We start from the raw sequence: 19,716 nt of genomic DNA, 5'->3' as shown, positions 1-19,716 counted from the left end.
TCACTGTATCATGAAGCGTGAACTGAACGGCAGGCTCGCCGCTCCAACGGCTTTCGGGCTGATGGTGACACGCGCCGGCAATGCTTCGATGTTCGCAAATTCCCGGCTGATATCAGTGCACAATGCCATGGCAATTTTCTGCGGCGCATAGCTGGACAGCACGACCGTTCTGAACTCGACAAACTGGTTCAATGCAGAGATCGAAACCTTCAGACGGTTGGAACATTCATCCAACCATTCGGTATATGCCGCTCCGAGGTCAGGCCATTCCGGGCTGCTGCTCCAGATGATCTCGGATGGCTGACCGCGCGCACTCAGTTCGGTCTCCAGACGAATGAGACCATGATCAAAACTTGCGCTGGAGTTTCCCTTGTAGATTTGGTGGTTGAGGATGAGCCTGCTCTGCAGCCTGGCTCCTAGATAGAAGAACAAGTAGTCGTTCAGCGGCTTTGCAACGCCAAACATGCTTTCGCCGCCAGCTGCCGCGGTGATGTCGTTCTGCACGAAGACCGGCAGCTTGATCTGCTCTTCGATCTCGCCCTGCAAGGTCTTGAGTGACGTGCTCGATCCGTTGCGGTTTGCCGCCAAGGTGTCGACCTCGTCCGGAACAGCCAGCCCAACGCCAGCGATCCGACAGCGCGCCTCGACCGGCAGGCTCGTCATTGCCTCCCTGATCGCCTGCAGCAAATCGGCACTCTGCGGAAAGGGGTTGGCTTCCTCGGCTGGCAACTGCTTGTGGAAGCGCACGGTGCCAATGAAGTCGATGAGCGCGATGTCGATCCGTCGCCTGCTGAAGCCAACGCCAACCGCATAGGCACCCTCCGCATTGAGCGAAAGCGGTTTCGTCGGCGGCCCCACGCGCCCACGTTGCGCCTCGCCTTGCGAGACCAGGCCTTCTTGCTCGAGCGAGCGGACGATGACCGAGGCGGTCTGTGCCGACAGGCCGGTCTTCTCGCCGATCTCCATCCGCGATATGCCTTCGTTCTGAAGCAGCAAGGACAGCACCAGCCGCTCGTTGTAGCTGCGGACGCTCAATGCATTCAATCCGCTCGCACGATCAGCGATGCGCAAGGGATTGGGTGGTGCGAATCTCATATCAGGCAAGGGTTGCCCCGTCGGTAAGAGCGCGTTGCCTGGCGGTCTGATTGCTCATGTCGAGCGGCTCCAGCCGATGGCATCGACCGCGCGGGCGAGTGCCGTACCAAGCAGTCTGTGAGCTTCGGCGTCGATGTGAAACCCGTCCGCTTCGCTGCAGGACACAACAGAACCGGCATCGAAAAAGTGCAGTTCGAGGGAGTCCGCGAGAACCTCGTATTCGAGGGCGAGCAAACGCGATTTCGCCGGAGCGCCAGCGAAGATCGACTTCCATTCCTTGACGTCGTCCTGCATCGGAGGTGGCGCCACGATCATGATTTCGGGGGTGGTGCCCCCCGGACCAGGCGCCAGCTCCTTGATGTCGTAGACAAGACAGCCGATGCCCATCGCCACTTCCGATGGCGGCTTGTTGAAGCGAATCTTCAGGTCGTTCGTGCCGAGCATGATGATCACGAGATCGAGCGTCGTGTGGCTTTGCAGGCAAGGACGAAGATAGGTTCGGCCGTTCTTGTGGGCGCCTTCGATCGGATCATCGTGGACGGTGGTGCGACCGCTCAATCCCTCTTCAATGACGTACCAGTCGGCTCCCAGCTGAGCACGCAGTATCCCCGGCCAGCGTTCATCTGGACCGTAGCGCTCGAGCGGTCCCTTGCCGGGAATCTGGCCGTGCGTGTTGGAGTCGCCATAGCACAAGACTGATCGCATGTTTTTCCCGCCGGGACTGACCGCGCGCCGATGCCGGCGAGCGACATTCATGATGGATAGCGGAGCGTTGAAAGGCAAGCAAGGGAATAGTCATTCAACATGACTAACTATTGACAGGCCCATTTCGCTGTGCTTCTAAAGTGCCCGGAGGAGTTCTCAACCGTCACAACTGTCCAACCCAGTTGGACCTCGAACCACACGTGTTCGGGGGCGGGAGATCTGTGCGCGTCGGTCGGACTGCAACGCCGAGTGCGCATTGGGAGAGCGTCTCGCGGCCCGTGCGTCCGTACGGGCGCAGCAACCACAAGGAGGAGCTCAATGCTAGGATTGCTGAAAATCGTCGGTCTGGGAGTGCTCGTTGCGTCCGCGCTTGTCGCGACGTCCTTGGCACATGCGGAGGATGTCAAGCTGATGGACGGCGTGACGCCGCGTCCCAACGACACGCGCATGACCGCGGCCGGCGCGTTCAAGAAGGATCCGCCCTGGGTCATCGGAATGAGCGACTTCGGCGTGAACGCGAACACCTGGACCGTGCAGGTGGCGCACGAGGCCGAAAATGCAGCGGCAAAAGACAAGCGCATCTCCAAGTTCATCCTGCTGGATGCGGGCTTTGATCAAAAGAAGCAGGTCGCGGATATCGAGGACCTGATCGCGCAGCATGTCGACGCGATCATCGTCCAGCCGGTTACGAGCACATCGGCCAACGCCAGCATCGCGAAGGCAGTCGCCGCCGGCATCCCCGTCATTCTTCACACCGGCCGCATCGATTCCGATGCCTACACCACCGAAATCCAGGGCGGCGCCGAGCACTTCGGCAAGGTGATGGGCGACTGGCTGGTGAAGACCGTCGGCGACAACGGCAAGATCTGGGTCCTGCGTGGCCTGGCCGGCCATCCGGAAGACACCAACCGCTACAACGGCCTGCTGGAATCGCTCAAGGGCACGCATGTGCAGATCATTGCCGAGGAGCATGGCGACTGGCAGTACGACAAGGCCAAGAAGCTGTGTGAGACGCTCTATCTGAACAATCCGCAGGTTGACGGCATCTGGTCGTCCGGCGCCGACATGACGCGCGCCTGCGTCGACGTTTTCAAGCAGTTCGGCACGCCCATTCCGCCGATCTCGGGCGAGGGCAACAACGGCTATTTCGGCCAGTGGATTACGGACGGATTCAAGTCGATCTCTCCCGAATACAGCCCTGCCCAAGGCGCTGCCGGTGTGCGTGCCGCCGTCGACCTGCTCGAAGGCAAGCAGCTCTACAAGCGCTACGTCTACAACCCCGACGGCTGGGATCGTGACAAGGCCGCAAAATACTATCGCGACGACCTGACGGCCAACGTCTGGTGGCCCAGCGAACTGCCTGAGGACAAGCTCAAGGAATATTACGGCAAGAAGTGACGGCGAAAGCCACCGCCTGCGGGGAGGGGACTACCATTCCCCGCAGGCCGCTCCATCAGTTGAAGCAGGTTTGTTCGAGGGCTCCGTGACCAATCTTATCGAGATGTCCCACATTTCGAAGGCATTCGGGGGAAGCAGGGCGCTTCACGCCGTTTCGCTCGATCTCAAGGCGGGCACCGTTCACGCCTTGATGGGGGAGAACGGCGCCGGCAAATCGACGTTGATGAAGATCCTCGCGGGCGTGCACCGGCCCGATTCCGGAGAGATCTTCATGAACGGCGAAAAGCTCGATCTGAAGTCGCCGCGCGACGCCCTGGATGCCGGCATATCGACCGTTTTCCAGGAGCACTCGCTGCTGCCCAATTTGTCGATCGCCGAAAACATGTTTCTGGGCCGGGAGCCGATGACCCGGCTTGGCTCGATCGACTATCGCGCGATGAACAGACAGAGCGCCAAGGCGCTTGGCGAACTCGGCCTCACACTCGAACCGACGCAACTCGTTTCCAACCTGACCATAGCCGAGCGGCAATTCGTCGAGATCGCGCATTGCATCCAGGCCGATGCCAGCGTGCTCATTCTGGACGAGCCGACCGCGGCTCTCAACGCAGCCGATGTCGACGTGCTCAACCGCAACATCCGACGCCTGCGCGATAAGGGGAAGGCGATCGTCTACATCTCGCATCGCATGGAGGAAATCTTCGAGCTTTGCGACACGGTGACGGTGCTGAAGGATGGGGCGCTCGTCGGCACCAGAATGGTGTCCGAGATTACCACTGACGAACTCATCGCCATGATGGTGGGACGCGAACTCCAGGACCTTTTTCCTGTACGCATGGGCGAGAAAGGCGACGAGATTCTGCGCGTCGAGAATCTCAAGATCACCGAAACGTCGCGGCCGCTGTCGCTGACATTGCACAGAGGCGAGATCGTTGCCCTGGCCGGGCTGGAAGGGCAGGGCCAGCAGCGTTTCCTGCGATCCCTGATCGGTCGCTACCATCCCTTTGCCGGGACGATTTCCATCAACGGCAAGACGCTCAAAATGCCGCTCCCGACATCCGCTGGCGTTCGGCGCTTGCAGCAGCTTAGGGTCGGTTTCGTGCCCGAGGACCGGAAGGAAGAGGGGCTATTCCTCTCGCTCCCGGTCGCCCACAACATCGCCATCGGATTGCATTCGAGGCGATCCGAACTTGCCCTGGCGCGATCGTATCGAAGCGTTATTGCCCGCATGATGGACGCCATGAACATCAAGGCGGCAGGCCCATCCGCTCCGGTCGGCTCCCTGTCGGGCGGCAATCAGCAGAAGGTACTGCTCGGCCGCTACCTGGCAGCCGACCTGGATCTTCTGCTGGTGGAAGAGCCAACCCGCGGCGTCGACATCGGCGCCAAATCTGAGATCTACCATCTGCTGCGCGACTTCACCCGCAAGGGCGGCGCCGTGCTGGTGCTGTCGCGCGAGACGATTGAGCTGATTGGTCTTTGCGACCACATCTACGTCGTACACGACGGCACCATCGTTGCCGACATGCCGGCAGCGCAGGCGACTGAACACAAGATTCTCGATGCGGCCCTGATGGGCGGCTCCATGCGCCAGCATTAGAGGCCTGAATGTACCGTTCGCTGTTCACCATCCTAAGTGCCCGAAACACGCGGCAAGGCTTGTGGGGCCTGCCGCTGCTGGTCGCCTTGCTCATCTCGCTCTGGTTGACTGTCCAGACGACTGAATTCGCAACGGCTGAAAACCTCTTCAACCTGGTTGCCCAGGCGATGCCGCTGATCATCGCGGCGATCGGACAGCTGGTTGTCGTGCTTATCGGCGGGCTCGATCTTTCGGTCGGCTCGGTCATCAGCTTCACGACGGCGGTGCTGGCGCTGGGCCAGCCGGCCATCGTCCTGATCCCCTCGGTCTTCTTGCTGGCCGCACTCATCGGGCTGATCAACGGCCTGGCGATAACCCGCTTCAACGTCCATCCGATCATCGCAACGCTGTCGACGCAGTATATCGTGCTCGGCATCACCCGCATCTTGCGTCCCGTCTCCGGCGGCACCGTGCCGGAGGCCGTCATCGGAGCCGTCTCAGGCAGTTTGCTCGGGATCCCCTATCCGCTCTTCTGGGGCATCGTCGTGATCCTGGTCGCGTGGAAACTGCTCTACGGATCGCGGTACGGGCTGCATCTGTTTGCGATCGGCGGCGGCATCGCTTCCGGCACTGAGAGTGCTGCCCGCAACTTCGGCGTCTCCGATCGACGCAACATCATCCTTGCCTACGTCATCTGCTCCTGTTTTGCGGCCGTTGCCGGTGTCTTCCTGGCCGGGCGCATCGTATCGGGCGATCCGAATGTCGGGCTGCTCTTCGAACTCGACACCGTCACCGCCGTAGCACTGGGAGGCACCCAGCTCTCAGGCGGCATCGGCAGCCTGCACGGCACGGTGATCGGCGCACTGGTCATGGCGCTGCTGGCCAATGGCATGAACCTCGCCAACGTCTCACCCTTTGTCCAGACGGCGATCAAGGGCGGCATCCTGCTGGCGGTGGTTGGGCTGCAATCCCGCAAGAAAATGGGGCTCTGAGAGATGGCTGCCGTTCTCGCAAATCCGATTGCCCGGCGTCTGCTGCGCATACCGCCGTCCTATTTTGTTTTCCTCGTGCTTCTGGCCACGCTGTGGCTCGCCCGGCCAAACATGCTCAACCTAAACATCATGGGCATCTTCATAAGGCAGATCGTTCCGCTCGGCATCCTGGTGTTGGGACAGCTCGTCGTTATGCGGGTCAAGTCGATCGACCTCTCCGGCGGCGGCGTCATCCTGCTCATCAACTATTTCATCTCGTCGGGCAGTTTCCCCGGCGCGTCGCTGCCCTTCTTCGTGGTGCTGGCACTCGCCACTGGCCTCGCCATCGGCTTGTTCAACGGCTTCATGATAGGCAACCGGCGAGTGTCGGCTGTCATCGTCACGCTGGCCGTCAGCATCATCCTGGTCGGGCTGGTGCAGTACCTGTCGAGCGGCAATCCGCCCGGCGACGTGCCGAAGCTGTTCAATGACCTCTACAACACGAAGTTCCTGTCGGTTCCGACACCTGTGCTGTTCTGGATACTGCTGACCGCCGCGGTGTGGCTGCTTCTGGCGCAGACCGTGTTTGGCCGCTACGTCGCCTCTGTCGGGGAGAACGCCGAAGCCGCCCATTTTTCCGGTGTGCCGGTCCAGCGCACCGTCATCCTGGCACATACGCTCGCTGGGCTGATCGCGGCGATCGCGGCCCTCGTGCAGACCGGTTCGATTGCCGTCGGCAGTGTCCGGGTTGGTCTCGATCTGCCGATCCTGGCTGTCGCGGCAACGATCCTTGGCGGCGTCGTCTTCGGTCGCGGCGACGGCGGCGTCTGGGGGCCCTTCTTCGGTGCGCTGTGCTTTGCGCTGCTGTTCGTGGTGATGACGGTGCTCGGCATCGATGAACCGGGGAAACTCATCGCCCAAGGCGTCATCATCCTCGGCGCGGCGATCTTCTACGGAGTGCGCGTGCGAACCCCCTGACTTGACACGGCGAAAGGCAAGCCAGCACCGCTTTGACGGGACCAATAAAACTGCGCGTTCAGACAACTGCAAATAGATGGAGAAACATGGATGTCATCGCCAAAAAACATCATGTGCTACGGCGACTCGCTGACCTGGGGCTGGGTTCCAGTGAAGGAAGGATCGCCGACCCACCGCTACCCCTATGATCAGCGCTGGACGGGCGTCATGGCGGCGGCGCTCGGAGCGGGCTATCACATCATCGAAGAGGGGTTGAGCGCACGCACGACCTGCCTCGACGACCCGAACGATCCGCGCCTGAACGGCGCGAACTATCTGCCCTCGGCCATTGCCAGCCACCTGCCGCTGGATCTGGTCATCGTTATGCTCGGCACCAATGACACGAAATCCTATTTTCGCCGCACGCCCTACGAGATCGCCAATGGAATGGCGAAACTGGTCGGGCAGATCTTGACCAGTGCAGGCGGTGTCGGCACCCCTTATCCTGCCCCGAAGGCACTGGTCATTGCGCCGCCGCCGCTGACGCCTATGCCCGACCCATGGTTCGAGGGCATGTTCGGCGGGGGCCACGAGAAGTCGAAGGATCTGGCCAGGCAATACAAGGCGATGGCGGATTTCATGAAGATCGATTTCCTGAATGCCGGCGATTTCGTCACCACGGATGGTGTCGACGGCATCCATTTTACGGCGGGAAACAACGCCGAGCTGGGCCGCGCGGTCGCCGACAAGGTCAAATCGATTCTCGAGCCAAGCAAGGTCAGCACTGCCGCCTGAAGCCGCATCGCTCGACGGCTTGCGGCACACAGGCCGGCGGAGCGCGGGTGTATCGCCCTTTCTCCCACGATACACAAAATGCGGGGCCGAACGATGAGTTTGGCCCCGTATTTTAATTGGCATCCCAGGCTGACGGGTCAGACTGCGCTCTGAAAAGGAACGGCCCCTGAAAATGTGCCGTCCCATGACGGTCAGCACCTCGCGGGGGCTAACCTATGGCCGCACCACTTAGCAAACAACCGTTGGCCGCTTGATCTTCACGTCTTTCACCGAATGGTTCGTTCCGTGCTTCCGGTAGCTGCGTTACGCAAAGGGACCCATGGCCGCGTAGGTAAGCGCGGCGATCATGGCCGTAGCCGGCAAGGTAATGATCCAAGCCCAGACGATATTGCCGGCAATGCCCCAGCGGACAGCCGAAACACGGCGGGCAGCACCGACGCCGATGATCGCGCCGGTGATCGTGTGGGTCGTGGAGACCGGGATGCCAAGCCAGGTCGCCATGAACAGCGTGATGGCACCACCGGTCTCAGCGCAGAACCCCTGCATTGGATTGAGCCGGGTGATTCGCGTCCCCATGGTGTGGACGATGCGCCAGCCGCCTAACAAAGTGCCTAACGCCAAGGCCGCCTGGCAGGAAATGACCACCCAGAACGGCACATAGAAGGAGTCGCCGAGTTGGCCTTGCGAATAGAGCAGCACGGCGATGATATCCATCGTCTTTTGCGCATCGTTGCCCCCGTGGCCCAACGAATAGAGCGATGCCGACACGAATTGTAGCGCGCGAAAGGTGCTGTCGACGGCGAAGGGCGACTGGCGGACGAACAGCCAGGAGACCGCAAGCACCAGCGTCAATGCCAGGACGAAGCCAGTAAGCGGCGAGAGCACGATCGCGGCGGTGGTCTTCAACACGCCGCCGATCACCACCGCGTCACCGCCCGCCTTGGCGACACCGGCGCCGATCATGCCGCCGATCAGCGCATGCGAGCTTGACGACGGGATGCCGTAGATCCAGGTGACGATGTTCCAGACGATGGCGCCGACGAGAGCCGCGAAGATGACGCGCGGATCGACGACGCTGGCATCGATGATGCCGGTGCCCAGTGTTTCGGCGACGTGGAGGCCGAAGAAAAGGAAGGCGATGAAATTGAAGAAGGCCGCCCAGAACACGGCGTATTGCGGCCTAAGCACCCGCGTCGAGACGATAGTGGCGATCGAATTGGCGGCGTCGTGCAAGCCGTTGAGAAAGTCGAAGAACAGCGCGACGGCAATCAGCCCGACCAGCAGCGGGAAAGCGAGCGAGGCATCCATCAGACGTTTTCGATCACAATGCCGCTGATCTCGTTGGCGACATCCTCGAAGCGGTCGACCACCTTTTCCAGCTCGCCGTAGATCTCACTGCCGATCATGTAGGCCATCGGATCGGTCTTGCCATGACGGACAAACAGATCCTTCAGGCCCTGCTCGTGAAGGTCGTCGGCGCGGCCCTCGATGCCCGTCACCTTCTCGACCAACGCCTGCAGGCGCGCCGCATGAGTGCCGACCTTGGCGAGCATCGGAATCGCCTCGGCGTTGAGCCTGGCCGCCTCGACGATCAGCGCACCCATTTGCTGCATTTTCGGGTCGAAGCTCCTCTGCTCGAACAGCGTCACGGTTTTCACGGTCTTGCGCATCATGTCGATGGCATCGTCCATCGACTGGATCAGATCCTTGATGTCGCCGCGGTCGAACGGCGTGATGAAACTCTTGTGGACGGCGGTCAGAACCTTGTCGGCGATGGCATCGGCCTGATCTTCCAGTTCGATGATCTCCCTGCAGTATCGGTCGACGTCCTCGCCACCGGCCAGAAGCTTCTGCATGACTTCCGCTCCGCTGACCACGATGCGCGAATGCTCGGCGAAAAGATCGAAGAATTTGTCCTCTCGCGGCAGCAGCGCTCGGAACCAGTTCAGCATGGCCGCTCCTTTCAGGAATCAGGACAACCGTTGCTACATACCCCATTGCAGGCGGCGAGGTTCCCCTTCATAGCCGGCTAAACGGCGTTGTTCCACGGCAGAGTTATGAACAGACTTCTCCAGCAGTTGGTAGAAGTGTTTGAAGTGGTTGGCGCCGGCGTGACCCGTGGCGGCGGCTTTCCTCTTGCGGACGTGCCTGCTAGAGCCGGGGTCGCAAAGAGCAAGCGGTGGCACCGGTGCTACGAAAGCGACCTCGACCGCCGTCTGGGGTTCGCCGTCGACCTGACGCGCCGCGCCGGCGAATTCGGCACGTTGTATTTCGCGACGGCTTTTGAGCGTCAGCCAGTAAGCAGTACTGGTCCATGCTCGCAGAACCCAACGCCGACTTTCTGGCCTGCCTCGAACTGCGCATCGACAGTTGTCGAAATGGCGAACACCGCACCGAACTCGGTATCGACGACGAATTCGAGATGGCTGCCGACATAGGTGACCTTGTGCAGCGTGCCGGGAAGCGTTCTGGGGGCTCCCGCGCTGCCGAGTTCGATGCGGCCCGGCCGCACCGCCAATCTGGCAGGGCCCGGCCTTTGGTCGCGTGCCGGCAGTTTCAACGACAACGGGCCGAGTTCCACCGTCGCCACATCCTTCGCTACGTCCGTTATCCGGCAATCGAAGATATTCGCCTCGCCTATGAAATCGGCGACGAAGGCGCTTGACGGTGCGTCGTATAGGTCGCGCGGCGTGCCGTCCTGGGCGATCACCGCGTTGTTCATGACGATAATGCGGTCGGAGACCGCGAGCGCCTCTTCCTGGTCATGGGTGACATAGACGACCGTCAGCCCGAGGTTCTGCTGGATCTCGCGGATTTCCTCGCGAACATGTCGCCGCAGCTTGGCGTCAAGGTTGGAGAGCGGCTCGTCGAACAACAGCACCTGCGGTTCCAGCACCAGGGCACGGGCTACCGCGACACGCTGCTGCTGGCCGCCGGACAGCTGGCTCGGCAAGCGATCGCCGAAACCGCCGAGGCCGACGAGCTCCAAGCCAGCCTTCGCCTTGTCAGCGGTGTCCTTCTTGCTGAAGCCGGAAAACTTCAGACCGTATTCGACATTCTCGCGCACTGTCATATGCGGAAACAGCGCGTAGGACTGGAAGACCATCGACACGTCGCGGTCGGTCGCTGGCAGCCGTGTCACGTCTGCGCCCCCGATCAGGATCTGGCCGCTGGTGGCGAGTTCGAGGCCAGCGATCATGCGCAACGTCGTCGTCTTGCCGCAACCGGACGGCCCCAGCAGCGTCACCAGGTTGCCCGCCTCGATGAACAGCGAGATGTCGTTGACCGCCGGCACCTTGCTCTTGCCGTAGACCTTGGTGACGTTCCTGAACTCCACCGAGGCGGCGTTGCTTTTGATCTCAGCCATGTTCGATCATGTTCTCGTTCATGCTTCTATCCGGCGCCCGCGACGCCGACATTGGTGCGGGACTGCGAAAGATCGGTTTCCATGTGGCGCCGGCCGATGTTGCGCCGCCCGACGGCGAGTTGCATCAGCCCGATGACGGCCAGCATCACGCCGATAAGGACAGCCGAATAGGCGATTGCGATGCCGTATTCGTTGTTTTCGACGCGGCCGACGATGTAGCTGGTCGACATGTTGTATTGCGCACTGACCAGGAAGATGATGGCACTGATCGCCGTCATCGCGCGGACGAAGGAGTAGATCAGCGCCGCCAGGATCGCCGGCCGCAGCAGCGGCAGCACCACCTTGCGGAAGGTTTGCCAGGAATTGGCGCCGAGCGTCAGCGACGATTCATCGAGACTACGGTCGATTTGTGACATCGAGGCAATCCCGGCCCGGACCCCGACCGGCATGTTGCGGAAGATGAATGATAGCACCAGGATGATGCCGGTGCCGGTCAGCTCGATCGGCGGCACATTGAAGGCGATAACGTAGGAGACGCCGATCACCGTGCCTGGAATGGCAAAGGACAGCATGGCGCCGAATTCGAAGGCATCCTTGCCGCGGAAATTTTGGCGCACCAGCAGATAGGCGGTGAGCAGCCCGATTGCAGCCGTCAGCGGCGCCGAGATCAGCGCGATCTCCATCGTCGTCCAGAACGAACTCCATGCGGCGCCCCGCCAGTGGATGCCGAATTGATTCCAGCCAACGGCGAAACTTTCTACATAGTGATCGAAGGTGAGCGAGAAATCGACGCCCCATTGCTTGACGAAGCTGCCGTAGAAAATCGTCACGTAGATGAGCAGCGTAAACAGGGTCCACAAACCGGCGATCGCGTAGATGGCGTTGCGGAACGTTGCCGGAAGATGCGGGTGGATGCCGGAATCGCCCTTGCCGGAAACGGTGGTATAGGATTTCTGGCCGAGCCAGAAACGCTGCGCGTAGAACGCCGCGAGGGTGAAAAACAAAAGCACGATGGCGAGGATCGCAGCCTGCGCCTGGTCGTATTGTGCGCCCACGATGGCGAAGAAGATCTCCGTCGATAAAACATCGAAATTGCCGCCGAGCACCAGCGGGTTGCCAAAATCGGCCATGCTCTCGATGAAGCCGAGCAGGAATGCGTTGGCCAGGCCCGGCCGCATCAGCGGCAACGACACGGTGACGAACGTCTGCCAGCGGCTGGCACGCAAGGTCTGCGCCGCCTCTTCCATCGACGGGCTGACGCCCTCGACAACGCCGATCATCACCAGGAAGGCGATCGGTGTGAACGCCAGCACCTGGGCGATCAGGAGGCCGGGAAGCCCGTACACCCAACGTGTCGGCTGAAGGCCGAACAGATCCGAAAAGCCTTGCGTGATGACACCGGACAGACCGAACAGCAAAATGATGGCGAGGCCGATGACAAAGGGCGGTGTGATGATCGGCAATATGGTGAGCGCGCGCAGCAGCGAACCGTAGCGGAAGCCGGTGCGGGTCACCACCAGTGCGAAAACCAGGCCGAGCGCGGTGGTAAGCAAGCCGACGAGAACGGCAAGGAAGAGCGAATTCCAGGCCACACCGCAGCGCGGCCCGCCTGACACGCAGCCGAGCCCCCAGAGACGACTACTGAACAGTTTGGCAAAGAACACGCCGAGCGAATAGTTGCCGTCCTGGGTGACCAGCGCGCTGCCCAGCATCTGGACGATCGGCATGAAGATGAAGATGCCGACCACCGCGACGATGAAGCCGATCGAGCCAACGACGAATTCGTCGCCACCGACCGCGCCGCGCCCCGCGAGTCCGAGCGTGCAAAGGAACAGGAACGCGCCGCTGACCAGCAGCGCGCCCCATCCCATGCCGAACTGGCGATCGTCGAGCTCGCCGAAAAGCGCAGTCAGCCACGACCACTGGAAACCGCGCAGCCCAATGCCGAAGCCTTGCAGCATCAAGTAGGCGAAACCCGCCGCACCGACAGCGATCAGCAAGTGCCCGAAGTAGGGATCGGCCTTTTTGCGGCGCCACAAAAGAAGCGGCGCCAAGAGTAGGATTCCGAGTGGCGCAAGCCACAGCTTTTGCCCTTGCAGGACGAGAAAGAGCGCCGGCGCCACGTTGTCGTCGAACGGATAGCCGTCGAACAGCCATGACAGCGTGAAGAAATTGTCGCGCAGCCCGTACCAGGGCAGCAGGACAAAACCGATAAGGCCGACCGCCGTCCACAAGACGACGGTCGGGTGAAGCGGGGCAGTGCTGGCTTTAGCGCGCATGCGATGAAACCAGCACTGTCAGGATGGCGCGGAAGAAGGTCAAAACTGTGAACGAACTACTGCGGCAGCGTCGAAACCTCGGTGTCCCATTTCGACAGCAAGCGTTTGCGCTCGTCGCTCGAACCGTACTTCTTGAAGTCGTAGTCGATCAGCTTGATCGTCGACAGGTCGGGCGTCAGATCCGACACGGCAGCCGATTTGTTGGATGGCAACTGGAACGATTTGACGTCCTTGGCCTTGCCCTGCATGTCGGCCGTCAGCGCCCAGTCGTAGAACTGCCTGGCGGCTTCGGGATTGCGCGCGCCCTTGATCAACGACATCGAGCCGATTTCATAACCGGTGCCTTCGCACGGCGCCACGGTGACGATCGGAAAGCCGGCGGCCGTCTGCGTGACCGCGTCATGCATGAACACGATGCCGATGGTGGTTTCGCCAAGGCCGGCCGCCTTGATCGGGGCCGAACCCGACTTGGTATACTGGTTGATGTTGGCGTGCAGCGCCTTCAGATAATCGAAACCCTTGTCCTCCCCCATCAGTTGCACCATCGTCGCCAGCATCGTGTAAGCGGTGCCGGACGAGTTTGGATTGGCCATCTGAATCTGGCCCTTGTATTCGGGCTTGGTAAGGTCAGCCCAGCATTTTGGCTCGGGCAGATTGTTCTTAGCCAGTAAATCTTTGTTGTAGCCGAAACCGAGTGCGCCGGAGTAGACGCCGACGGTCTTGTTGCCAGCGGCCTCGGCCTGCTTGATCGCCCAGTCATGCAGTTCGCCGCGGTTCGGCGAGACATATTCCTCGGTCAGGCCTTCTTCGGCCGCCTGCAGATGCGGATCGCCGGTGCCGCCCCACCACACGTCGCCCTTCGGATTGCCCGCCTCCGCGCGCAGCTGCGCGTAGGTTTCGCCGGAGCTTTTGCGGGTCATGTCGACGGTGATACCGGTCTTTTCCTCGAACGTAGTCTTGATCTGCTGGCACCAGGCCTCGTCGGCGGCGCAATACAATGTCAGGCTGTCGGCCTGAGCCAGAGTTGTTCCAGAGACCAGAAACGCCGCGAGCGCGGCCGAACGAAAATAATCGCTTCTCATGAGTGAATTCCTCCCGCATTGTTTCGCCGTCTAACGAGTTTCGTTGCGACGGCGATAGATTGGGTTCATTCGATCGGATTTGCAATCACGATCGTTGCGAACGAGGCGCTCGGCAACAGGAACACAGACAAGGAGTACCCCGTATCCTGGCCATGGCGGTCGTCAGGTCCAGCTGAAGAACTTGGAGAATGTCGTCTAAGGAAGAGCAGATCATCAGCAAGGTCGAGAAGGGCAAACCTATCCGCCAGGTGGCGGCCGTTCCTTTCCGCTTGGATAACAGTGGCAGCGCCGAGGTGCTCTTGATTACCTCGCGGAAGACCGGTCGTTTTATCGTACCGAAGGGCTGGCCGATGAAGGGTAAAAGCGGCAGGAAGGCAGCGGTTACGGAGGCGAGGGAAGAAGCGGGGGTAACCGGCAAGGCATTGAAGGAACCGCTTGGTGCCTATTCCTACTGGAAGCGTTTATCCAACCGCTTCGTCAATGTGACTGTCACGGTCTATTTGCTAGAGGTAGTCGACACCCTTCCGGATTGGAAGGAAGGCGCCCAGCGTAAACGCGCATGGCTCTCGCCCGCGGATGCAGCGATGCTGATCGATGAGCCGCAACTTGCCAGCCTCCTGAGATCCATGATCGTGCCGTCATGAGGTGACGCGAATTTCGCAGTGCCTTGCTGGCGAAAAGCGCTTTCACGCCATCGATCTTGCGCGCCTTCGCCGAGCTAGGTCGGCAACGCGAATTCGTCGGCCAATTCAATAGCGCGGCCTTCGCGGGCCGATCTTTCAGCGGCGAGGCCCATGACGACGGCCCACCAGCCGTCTTGCAAGGTCACCTCCACTTCGCCTTGCCCGCGCATCGCGGCGACAAAGCGAGCGTGCTCGAAATAGGTCGAGCCATTGTGGTCGCCCGCCGCGAGGAGCCTGGGGTCGACCGGAATCTCAATAAGGCGCGGTCCCGGTGGATTGCGCGGACTGACGATGAGTTCCGGCACGGGGGCGGCGCCCAGATGCTGCGGCCAGAAGCGGCCCGGTCCGGGCACGCGACATTCGATCTTACCATTGCCGCCGACAGCGGAGAGTTCTTCCTGGTAGCGGCTGCCTTCGGCGAACATGCACAGTTCCAGCATGGCGCGTGCGCCGCTGGCGAAGTCTACCACCACATAGCCATGGTCGAGAATATCCGGCGCCTCGCCATCGTAGCGTTCGTCGAGATGGTTCACGGCCTGGGCCGCGCTCGCCATGACGCGGACAGGGTCTGATTTGAGGATTAGCCGCATCAGATCGAAGAAGTGGCAGCATTTTTCGACGAAGGTGCCGCCGGTGTTGCGGTTGAAGCGGTTCCAGTCGCCGACCTTGGCCAGGAAGGGGAAGCGGTGCTCGCGAATGGTCAGCATGCGGATGCCGCCAGTGGCGTCGCCGGCCTGCTCGACGAAGGCGGCGACAGGGGGCATATAGCGGTACTCCATGGCCACCCAGACGAGCGGAAGCCGGGCTTTCAGCGCTACGATCCGCGCTTCGTCGGCGGCGTCGGTGAAGAGCGGCTTTTCAACCAGCACCGGCAGGGGCCTCAGCCTGGCGATCTCCTCCAACTGGGCAAGGTGGTGGTGGTTCGGGCTGGCAATCAGAATGCAGTTGACCTCGTCCATGGCCAGCAACTCGGCTATCGACGCCGCCGGTCGGGCTCCCTGCGCCATCGCCAGCGACGCGGCCAGCATGCCGGGGTCCGGCTCGAAGATCGCGGCCACATGCGTGTCCGGAAGCAGGGCAATGTTGCGGATATGCTCCTGGCCCATCATGCCGCAGCCGATGATGCCGTAGCCGATCGATGATTTGGTCACGCAAATTTTCCTTCGGGCTATTTGAAACGCGTCACGTAGCGCGCCACCCCCGGATCGAACCAGCTGCGGGAATATTCCACGCTGGCTCCGTCGTCTGCCCAGGCGATACGTTCGATGAACCCCACGACCGTTCCCGACGTCGGCCTGAATTCGGCCGGGGCCCAGTCCGGTACGGGCGCGACGGCGATGCGATCCTCGGCGCGAACGATCGAGAAGCCGAGCGCAAGCCGGTAATGGAGGTAGAGCGATTCCGACAGGTCTTCGCGCTTGAGCCGCTCGGCGCGGCTGGCGTCGAGCCATATCTCCTCGATCGCGGCCGGCTCGCCGTCGAGCCGCCGCAGCCGGCGGATGCGGTGGGCTTCCTCGGCGCTGCCGAATTCCGGCAGTCCGGCCGGCTTGGGCAGCTGCTCGACCGACAAGACCTCGGCGGTCGGCAGGCCGCCACCGCCGATGCGCTCCAGCCGGAAGAAGGCATAGATTCCAAGCAGGTCGCCGCGCGCCCGCACATAGTTGCCCGACCCCTGGATGCGATCGAGAAGCCCCTTCTCGGTCAAGTCGGCAAGCGCGCGCCGGAGCGTGCCGACGGCGATCCCCAGGCTTGCGGCCATCTCACGCTCGGGCGGCAGCCGCGCCCCGTCGGCCAGCCGTCCGGCGGCGATTTCGCGGATCAGCATCTCGCTGATCTGCAGGTGCACGGGCAGGGGACCACGCATCTGACTGGATCGATAGCCGGGGTCGGCCCTTGTCAATTGCATTCCGCTTCTCCGGCGGCGCTTGAAAAATTGATACATTATTGATCTACATCAAAACGAATGCTACGCAAACCCATTCGCAGCGCTAAAGCGACGAACGCCTCAAAGAGTGGCCATGACCATTGTCCCGATCACCTCGCCGGACCTCGACGCAGCCGAAGTCTCCTGGTTCGTTGCGCTCTGCTCCGACGACTACCGCTATCTCGGCGTGCCGGATGGCGCGCTGCGCTCGATCTGGGCGCACTGCTCCGAGATCGTGAAGACGTCGGAGGAACTCGGCTTCCGCAACATCCTATGCCCGTCGTCCTATCAGGTCGGACTGGACACGCTGAGCTTCGTTGCCGGCTGCACGCCGATCACGTCGAAGATCAATCTGCTCGCCGCCGTGCGCTGCGGTGAAATGCAGCCGATCATGCTGGCGCGCACGATAGCGACGCTGGACCATATGCTCGGAGGCCGGCTGACGGTGAACATCATCTCGTCCGACTTTCCGGGCGAGACGGCCGACAGCGCCTACCGCTACCAGCGCTCGCGCGAGGTGGTGCAGATCCTGCGCCAGGCCTGGACCCGGGACAGCATCGATTTTGAGGGCGAGGTCTATCGCTTCAAGGGGGTGTCGACGGCGCCGGCAAAACCCTATCAGCAGAATGGCGGCCCGCTGCTCTATTTCGGCGGCTACTCGCCCGGTGCACTCGAACTCTGCGCCGAACAGTGCGACGTCTACCTGATGTGGCCGGAGACGAAGGAAGAGCTCGCCGGTCGCATGAGAGCCGTGCACGAGCGTGCCGCGCACCACGGGCGCACGCTCGACTACGGCCTGCGCGTCCATATGATCGTGCGCGACACCGAGGCCGAGGCGAAGGAGTATGCCCGCGAGTTGGTGTCGAAGCTGGACGACGAGCAGGGCAGGGCGATCCGCGAGCGGGCGCTCGACGCCCGGTCGCACGGCGTATCGCACCAGGCCAGGAACCGCGAGCTCGCCGATGCGGAAGGTTACGTGGAGCCGCATCTGTGGACGGGAGTCGGGCGAGCGCGTTCGGGCTGCGGTGCAGCGCTGGTGGGCTCAGCCGATCAGGTTCTGTCGGAGATCGAGGCTTATATGAAAATGGGCATCCGCGCCTTCATCTTTTCCGGCTACCCGCATCTCGACGAAGCACGCCATTTCGGCACCAAGGTGCTGCCGCAGCTGAAGACTTGTTCGCTGCCGCACGCCTATGGCCGGGTGCCCGACCGGGTCCCCGCGACGCCACTGGGAACGGGGGAGCGACGCTGATGGAGCATGTCGTGTGCGATCCGCGCCTGTTGCGCAACGCGTTCGGGCGCTTTGCCACCGGTGTCACGGTGGTCACCACCGGCACGGCCGACGGGCCGGTCGCGATCACCGCCAACAGTTTTTCGTCGGTGTCGCTCGATCCGCCGCTGGTCCTGTGGTCAATCGGCCGGCACTCGCGCCGGTTCGACGCCTTCGCCAATTCAACCCACTATGCCATCCACGTAATGGCGGAAGACCAGGCCGAGTTGTGCTGGCGCTTTTCGAAATCCGGAGCTGACTTTGCCGATCTCGATCTCAGGTGGAACGCACACGGCGTGCCGCTGCTGCCGCGAGCACTGGCGCGGTTCGAATGCAGCGTCGCCGACCGTTTCCCGGCTGGCGACCATATGATCCTTTTGGGACGCGTGCTGGAACTGGAGACGCAAGAGGGTTTGCCGCTGCTCTTTGCCGGCGGCACATCGCGGACTCAAGGCGCCGGCAGATGAGGCTCGGCGCCGGCCCGCGCTCGTGCCGTCGACTGGCGCACCACGAGATTGCAGGCGAGCTCGACGCGACGCGGTGGCAAACCCGAATGGGCCATGTCGTCGAGCAGCAGGCTGAGTGCGGCCGATCCGATCTCGCGCATGGGAATATGCATCGCCGTCAACGGAGGATTGCAGAAGGCCGCCAGCGGCAGGTCGTCCATGCCGACGACAGAAACATCGGCCGGCACCGAATATCCCGCTTCCTGGACGCCGGCGATCGCGCCAAAGGCCAGGCTGTCGCCCGCGGTCAGCACGGCTGTGAAATCAAGGCCGCGCGTGGCGATGCGCTCCTTCACGGCCTTGCTGGCCAACTCCGGCAACCAATCCTGCACCTCGACCACGAGATCCTCGAAACCGGTGATGCCTCCTGCGACCAGCGCATCGCGCCAGCCTTCGTAGCGCCGCTCGATCGTGCGCCGGCCGCGCCGCATCAGGAACAGGATCCTGCGGTGGCCGAGGCCGATCAGGTGCTGGGCGGCAAGCATGGCGGCGGAGCGATTGCAGGGCGTCACGCTCGAATGGCGCATATTGGGATCGTCGCCATTGACGAGCACGATCGGCTTGGCGAAGCCAGCCGTCAGTGTCAGCACGTCGTCATCATCCAGCGTCAGGAAGAGGCAGCCGGCAACCCTGTCGTCGCGCTCGGATTCACGCAGGAGGGCGACTTCGTCCTCGGGCGTCGCGACCGGTCGGGTCACCAGTTCGACGCCCAGCAGCCGGGCGCGTTCGTTGAGCCCGTCAAGAACATGGTAGGTGAACTGGCTGCGAGCGCTGTCGACCATGGCGACGCTGCTCGCGGCCAGGATGACCTTGCGGCCGGCGACGGAGGCCGGGATGGCGTAGTTCATCGACTTCGCCGTCTCGATGATCGTGGTGCGCAGCTCATCCCTCACGCCGCCGACGCCGCTCAGCGCACGCGAGGCGGTGCTGACGGACACGCCGCAGCGCGCCGCGATCTCCTCAAGTCGAATGCGGCGGCTGGGGCGACCGCGCTTGCCCTGAATCGTCATGCGTTCCTGCGTCTCCGGCAAATTTGCTCAACACTGCAAAAAATTTTCAGATTGCGCAAGAAAAATGCCTGTGGAACAGTTGTGGCGGGAGTGGAGGA

Annotated in this window: 18 protein-coding genes; 8 read left to right on the top strand and 10 right to left on the bottom strand. The window is 62.1% G+C overall.

Features of this window, described 5'->3' with window-relative positions; all coding sequences use genetic code 11:
- Positions 1-1,071, bottom strand: a complete 1,071-nt coding sequence (locus D3227_RS09115; protein WP_245451704.1) for an ROK family transcriptional regulator — start codon at positions 1,069-1,071, stop codon at positions 1-3.
- Positions 1,072-1,149: 78 nt separating this feature from the next.
- A complete protein-coding gene (locus D3227_RS09110) occupies positions 1,150-1,800 on the bottom strand; it encodes an SGNH/GDSL hydrolase family protein (protein ID WP_120013837.1) in 651 nt (216 codons plus the stop codon).
- A 318-nt stretch (positions 1,801-2,118) separates the two neighbouring features.
- On the opposite strand from D3227_RS09110, the gene D3227_RS09105 reads away from it, so the two are divergent.
- The 5 genes from D3227_RS09105 to D3227_RS09085 all read left to right on the top strand — a co-directional run bounded on the left by D3227_RS09105 (position 2,119) and on the right by D3227_RS09085 (position 7,497).
- Positions 2,119-3,198, top strand: a complete 1,080-nt coding sequence (locus tag D3227_RS09105) for an ABC transporter substrate-binding protein (RefSeq protein WP_120013779.1) — start codon at positions 2,119-2,121, stop codon at positions 3,196-3,198.
- 85 nt (positions 3,199-3,283) lie between these two features.
- Positions 3,284-4,795, top strand: coding sequence for a sugar ABC transporter ATP-binding protein (locus D3227_RS09100; protein WP_120013836.1), 1,512 nt, complete (start codon positions 3,284-3,286; stop codon positions 4,793-4,795).
- An 8-nt stretch (positions 4,796-4,803) separates the two neighbouring features.
- Positions 4,804-5,766 carry an ABC transporter permease gene (locus D3227_RS09095; protein WP_120013778.1) on the top strand — a complete coding sequence of 321 codons (963 nt, stop codon included), beginning with the start codon at positions 4,804-4,806 and terminating at the stop codon, positions 5,764-5,766.
- A gap of 3 nt (positions 5,767-5,769) precedes the next feature.
- The gene (locus tag D3227_RS09090; protein ID WP_120013777.1) at positions 5,770-6,723 is read left to right on the top strand and encodes an ABC transporter permease; all 954 of its coding nucleotides are present in this window, start codon (positions 5,770-5,772) and stop codon (positions 6,721-6,723) included.
- Between the two features lie 90 nt (positions 6,724-6,813).
- A complete protein-coding gene (locus D3227_RS09085) occupies positions 6,814-7,497 on the top strand; it encodes an SGNH/GDSL hydrolase family protein (protein WP_120013776.1) in 684 nt (227 codons plus the stop codon).
- A 303-nt stretch (positions 7,498-7,800) separates the two neighbouring features.
- Here D3227_RS09085 and D3227_RS09080 read toward each other — a convergent pair whose 3' ends face one another.
- From D3227_RS09080 to D3227_RS09060, 5 genes are all read right to left on the bottom strand, one after another.
- Positions 7,801-8,805 carry an inorganic phosphate transporter gene (locus D3227_RS09080; RefSeq protein ID WP_120013775.1) on the bottom strand — a complete coding sequence of 335 codons (1,005 nt, stop codon included), beginning with the start codon at positions 8,803-8,805 and terminating at the stop codon, positions 7,801-7,803.
- Positions 8,805-9,449 (bottom strand): DUF47 domain-containing protein, encoded by a 645-nt coding sequence (locus tag D3227_RS09075; RefSeq protein ID WP_120013774.1) that lies wholly within the window; start codon positions 9,447-9,449, stop codon positions 8,805-8,807. Before D3227_RS09075 ends, D3227_RS09080 begins: the two co-directional genes overlap by 1 nt.
- Before the next feature lie 338 nt (positions 9,450-9,787).
- Entirely contained in the window at positions 9,788-10,864 is a 1,077-nt protein-coding gene (locus D3227_RS09070; protein ID WP_120013773.1) for an ABC transporter ATP-binding protein, read from the bottom strand.
- A gap of 26 nt (positions 10,865-10,890) precedes the next feature.
- On the bottom strand, positions 10,891-13,143 hold the full coding sequence (locus tag D3227_RS09065) for an ABC transporter permease (RefSeq protein ID WP_120013772.1): 2,253 nt from the start codon (positions 13,141-13,143) through the stop codon (positions 10,891-10,893).
- Between the two features lie 56 nt (positions 13,144-13,199).
- Positions 13,200-14,225, bottom strand: a complete 1,026-nt coding sequence (locus D3227_RS09060) for an ABC transporter substrate-binding protein (protein ID WP_120013771.1) — start codon at positions 14,223-14,225, stop codon at positions 13,200-13,202.
- 188 nt (positions 14,226-14,413) lie between these two features.
- On the opposite strand from D3227_RS09060, the gene D3227_RS09055 reads away from it, so the two are divergent.
- On the top strand, positions 14,414-14,869 hold the full coding sequence (locus tag D3227_RS09055) for an NUDIX hydrolase (protein ID WP_120013770.1): 456 nt from the start codon (positions 14,414-14,416) through the stop codon (positions 14,867-14,869).
- Between the two features lie 74 nt (positions 14,870-14,943).
- On the opposite strand, the gene D3227_RS09050 is transcribed toward D3227_RS09055, so the two are convergent.
- Positions 14,944-16,017 (bottom strand): Gfo/Idh/MocA family protein, encoded by a 1,074-nt coding sequence (locus D3227_RS09050; RefSeq protein WP_208646354.1) that lies wholly within the window; start codon positions 16,015-16,017, stop codon positions 14,944-14,946.
- Between the two features lie 59 nt (positions 16,018-16,076).
- Positions 16,077-16,814: a GntR family transcriptional regulator gene (locus tag D3227_RS09045; protein WP_245451703.1), complete on the bottom strand. Its 738-nt coding sequence runs from the start codon at positions 16,812-16,814 to the stop codon at positions 16,077-16,079.
- 112 nt (positions 16,815-16,926) lie between these two features.
- On the opposite strand from D3227_RS09045, the gene D3227_RS09040 reads away from it, so the two are divergent.
- Both D3227_RS09040 and D3227_RS09035 read left to right on the top strand, forming a co-directional pair.
- The gene (locus tag D3227_RS09040; RefSeq protein ID WP_120013835.1) at positions 16,927-18,084 is read left to right on the top strand and encodes an LLM class flavin-dependent oxidoreductase; all 1,158 of its coding nucleotides are present in this window, start codon (positions 16,927-16,929) and stop codon (positions 18,082-18,084) included.
- Positions 18,084-18,569 carry a flavin reductase family protein gene (locus tag D3227_RS09035; RefSeq protein ID WP_120013767.1) on the top strand — a complete coding sequence of 162 codons (486 nt, stop codon included), beginning with the start codon at positions 18,084-18,086 and terminating at the stop codon, positions 18,567-18,569. Before D3227_RS09040 ends, D3227_RS09035 begins: the two co-directional genes overlap by 1 nt.
- Here the strand turns inward: D3227_RS09035 and D3227_RS09030 are convergent.
- The gene (locus tag D3227_RS09030; RefSeq protein ID WP_120013834.1) at positions 18,551-19,618 is read right to left on the bottom strand and encodes a LacI family DNA-binding transcriptional regulator; all 1,068 of its coding nucleotides are present in this window, start codon (positions 19,616-19,618) and stop codon (positions 18,551-18,553) included. The two genes, D3227_RS09035 and D3227_RS09030, sit on opposite strands and share 19 nt — an antisense overlap.
- Positions 19,619-19,716 lie beyond the last annotated feature (98 nt).

It is taken from the genome of Mesorhizobium waimense (assembly GCF_003601975.1).
Lineage (GTDB): Bacteria > Pseudomonadota > Alphaproteobacteria > Rhizobiales > Rhizobiaceae > Mesorhizobium > Mesorhizobium waimense.
This window is presented reverse-complemented; position numbering and strand designations above follow the sequence as displayed.

Excerpts from the sequence above, each read along its gene's own strand:
- D3227_RS09110 (WP_120013837.1), bottom strand. The coding sequence starts at position 1,800 with ATGCGATCAGTCTTGTGCTATGGCGACTCCAACACGCACGGCCAGATT.
- D3227_RS09105 (WP_120013779.1), top strand. The coding sequence starts at position 2,119 with ATGCTAGGATTGCTGAAAATCGTCGGTCTGGGAGTGCTCGTTGCGTCC.
- D3227_RS09095 (WP_120013778.1), top strand. The coding sequence starts at position 4,804 with ATGTACCGTTCGCTGTTCACCATCCTAAGTGCCCGAAACACGCGGCAA.
- D3227_RS09090 (WP_120013777.1), top strand. The coding sequence starts at position 5,770 with ATGGCTGCCGTTCTCGCAAATCCGATTGCCCGGCGTCTGCTGCGCATA.
- D3227_RS09085 (WP_120013776.1), top strand. The coding sequence starts at position 6,814 with ATGTCATCGCCAAAAAACATCATGTGCTACGGCGACTCGCTGACCTGG.
- D3227_RS09080 (WP_120013775.1), bottom strand. The coding sequence starts at position 8,805 with ATGGATGCCTCGCTCGCTTTCCCGCTGCTGGTCGGGCTGATTGCCGTC.
- D3227_RS09075 (WP_120013774.1), bottom strand. The coding sequence starts at position 9,449 with ATGCTGAACTGGTTCCGAGCGCTGCTGCCGCGAGAGGACAAATTCTTC.
- D3227_RS09070 (WP_120013773.1), bottom strand. The coding sequence starts at position 10,864 with ATGGCTGAGATCAAAAGCAACGCCGCCTCGGTGGAGTTCAGGAACGTC.
- D3227_RS09065 (WP_120013772.1), bottom strand. The coding sequence starts at position 13,143 with ATGCGCGCTAAAGCCAGCACTGCCCCGCTTCACCCGACCGTCGTCTTG.
- D3227_RS09060 (WP_120013771.1), bottom strand. The coding sequence starts at position 14,225 with ATGAGAAGCGATTATTTTCGTTCGGCCGCGCTCGCGGCGTTTCTGGTC.
- D3227_RS09055 (WP_120013770.1), top strand. The coding sequence starts at position 14,414 with ATGTCGTCTAAGGAAGAGCAGATCATCAGCAAGGTCGAGAAGGGCAAA.
- D3227_RS09050 (WP_208646354.1), bottom strand. The coding sequence starts at position 16,017 with ATGATGGGCCAGGAGCATATCCGCAACATTGCCCTGCTTCCGGACACG.
- D3227_RS09045 (WP_245451703.1), bottom strand. The coding sequence starts at position 16,814 with ATGCAATTGACAAGGGCCGACCCCGGCTATCGATCCAGTCAGATGCGT.
- D3227_RS09040 (WP_120013835.1), top strand. The coding sequence starts at position 16,927 with ATGACCATTGTCCCGATCACCTCGCCGGACCTCGACGCAGCCGAAGTC.
- D3227_RS09035 (WP_120013767.1), top strand. The coding sequence starts at position 18,084 with ATGGAGCATGTCGTGTGCGATCCGCGCCTGTTGCGCAACGCGTTCGGG.
- D3227_RS09030 (WP_120013834.1), bottom strand. The coding sequence starts at position 19,618 with ATGACGATTCAGGGCAAGCGCGGTCGCCCCAGCCGCCGCATTCGACTT.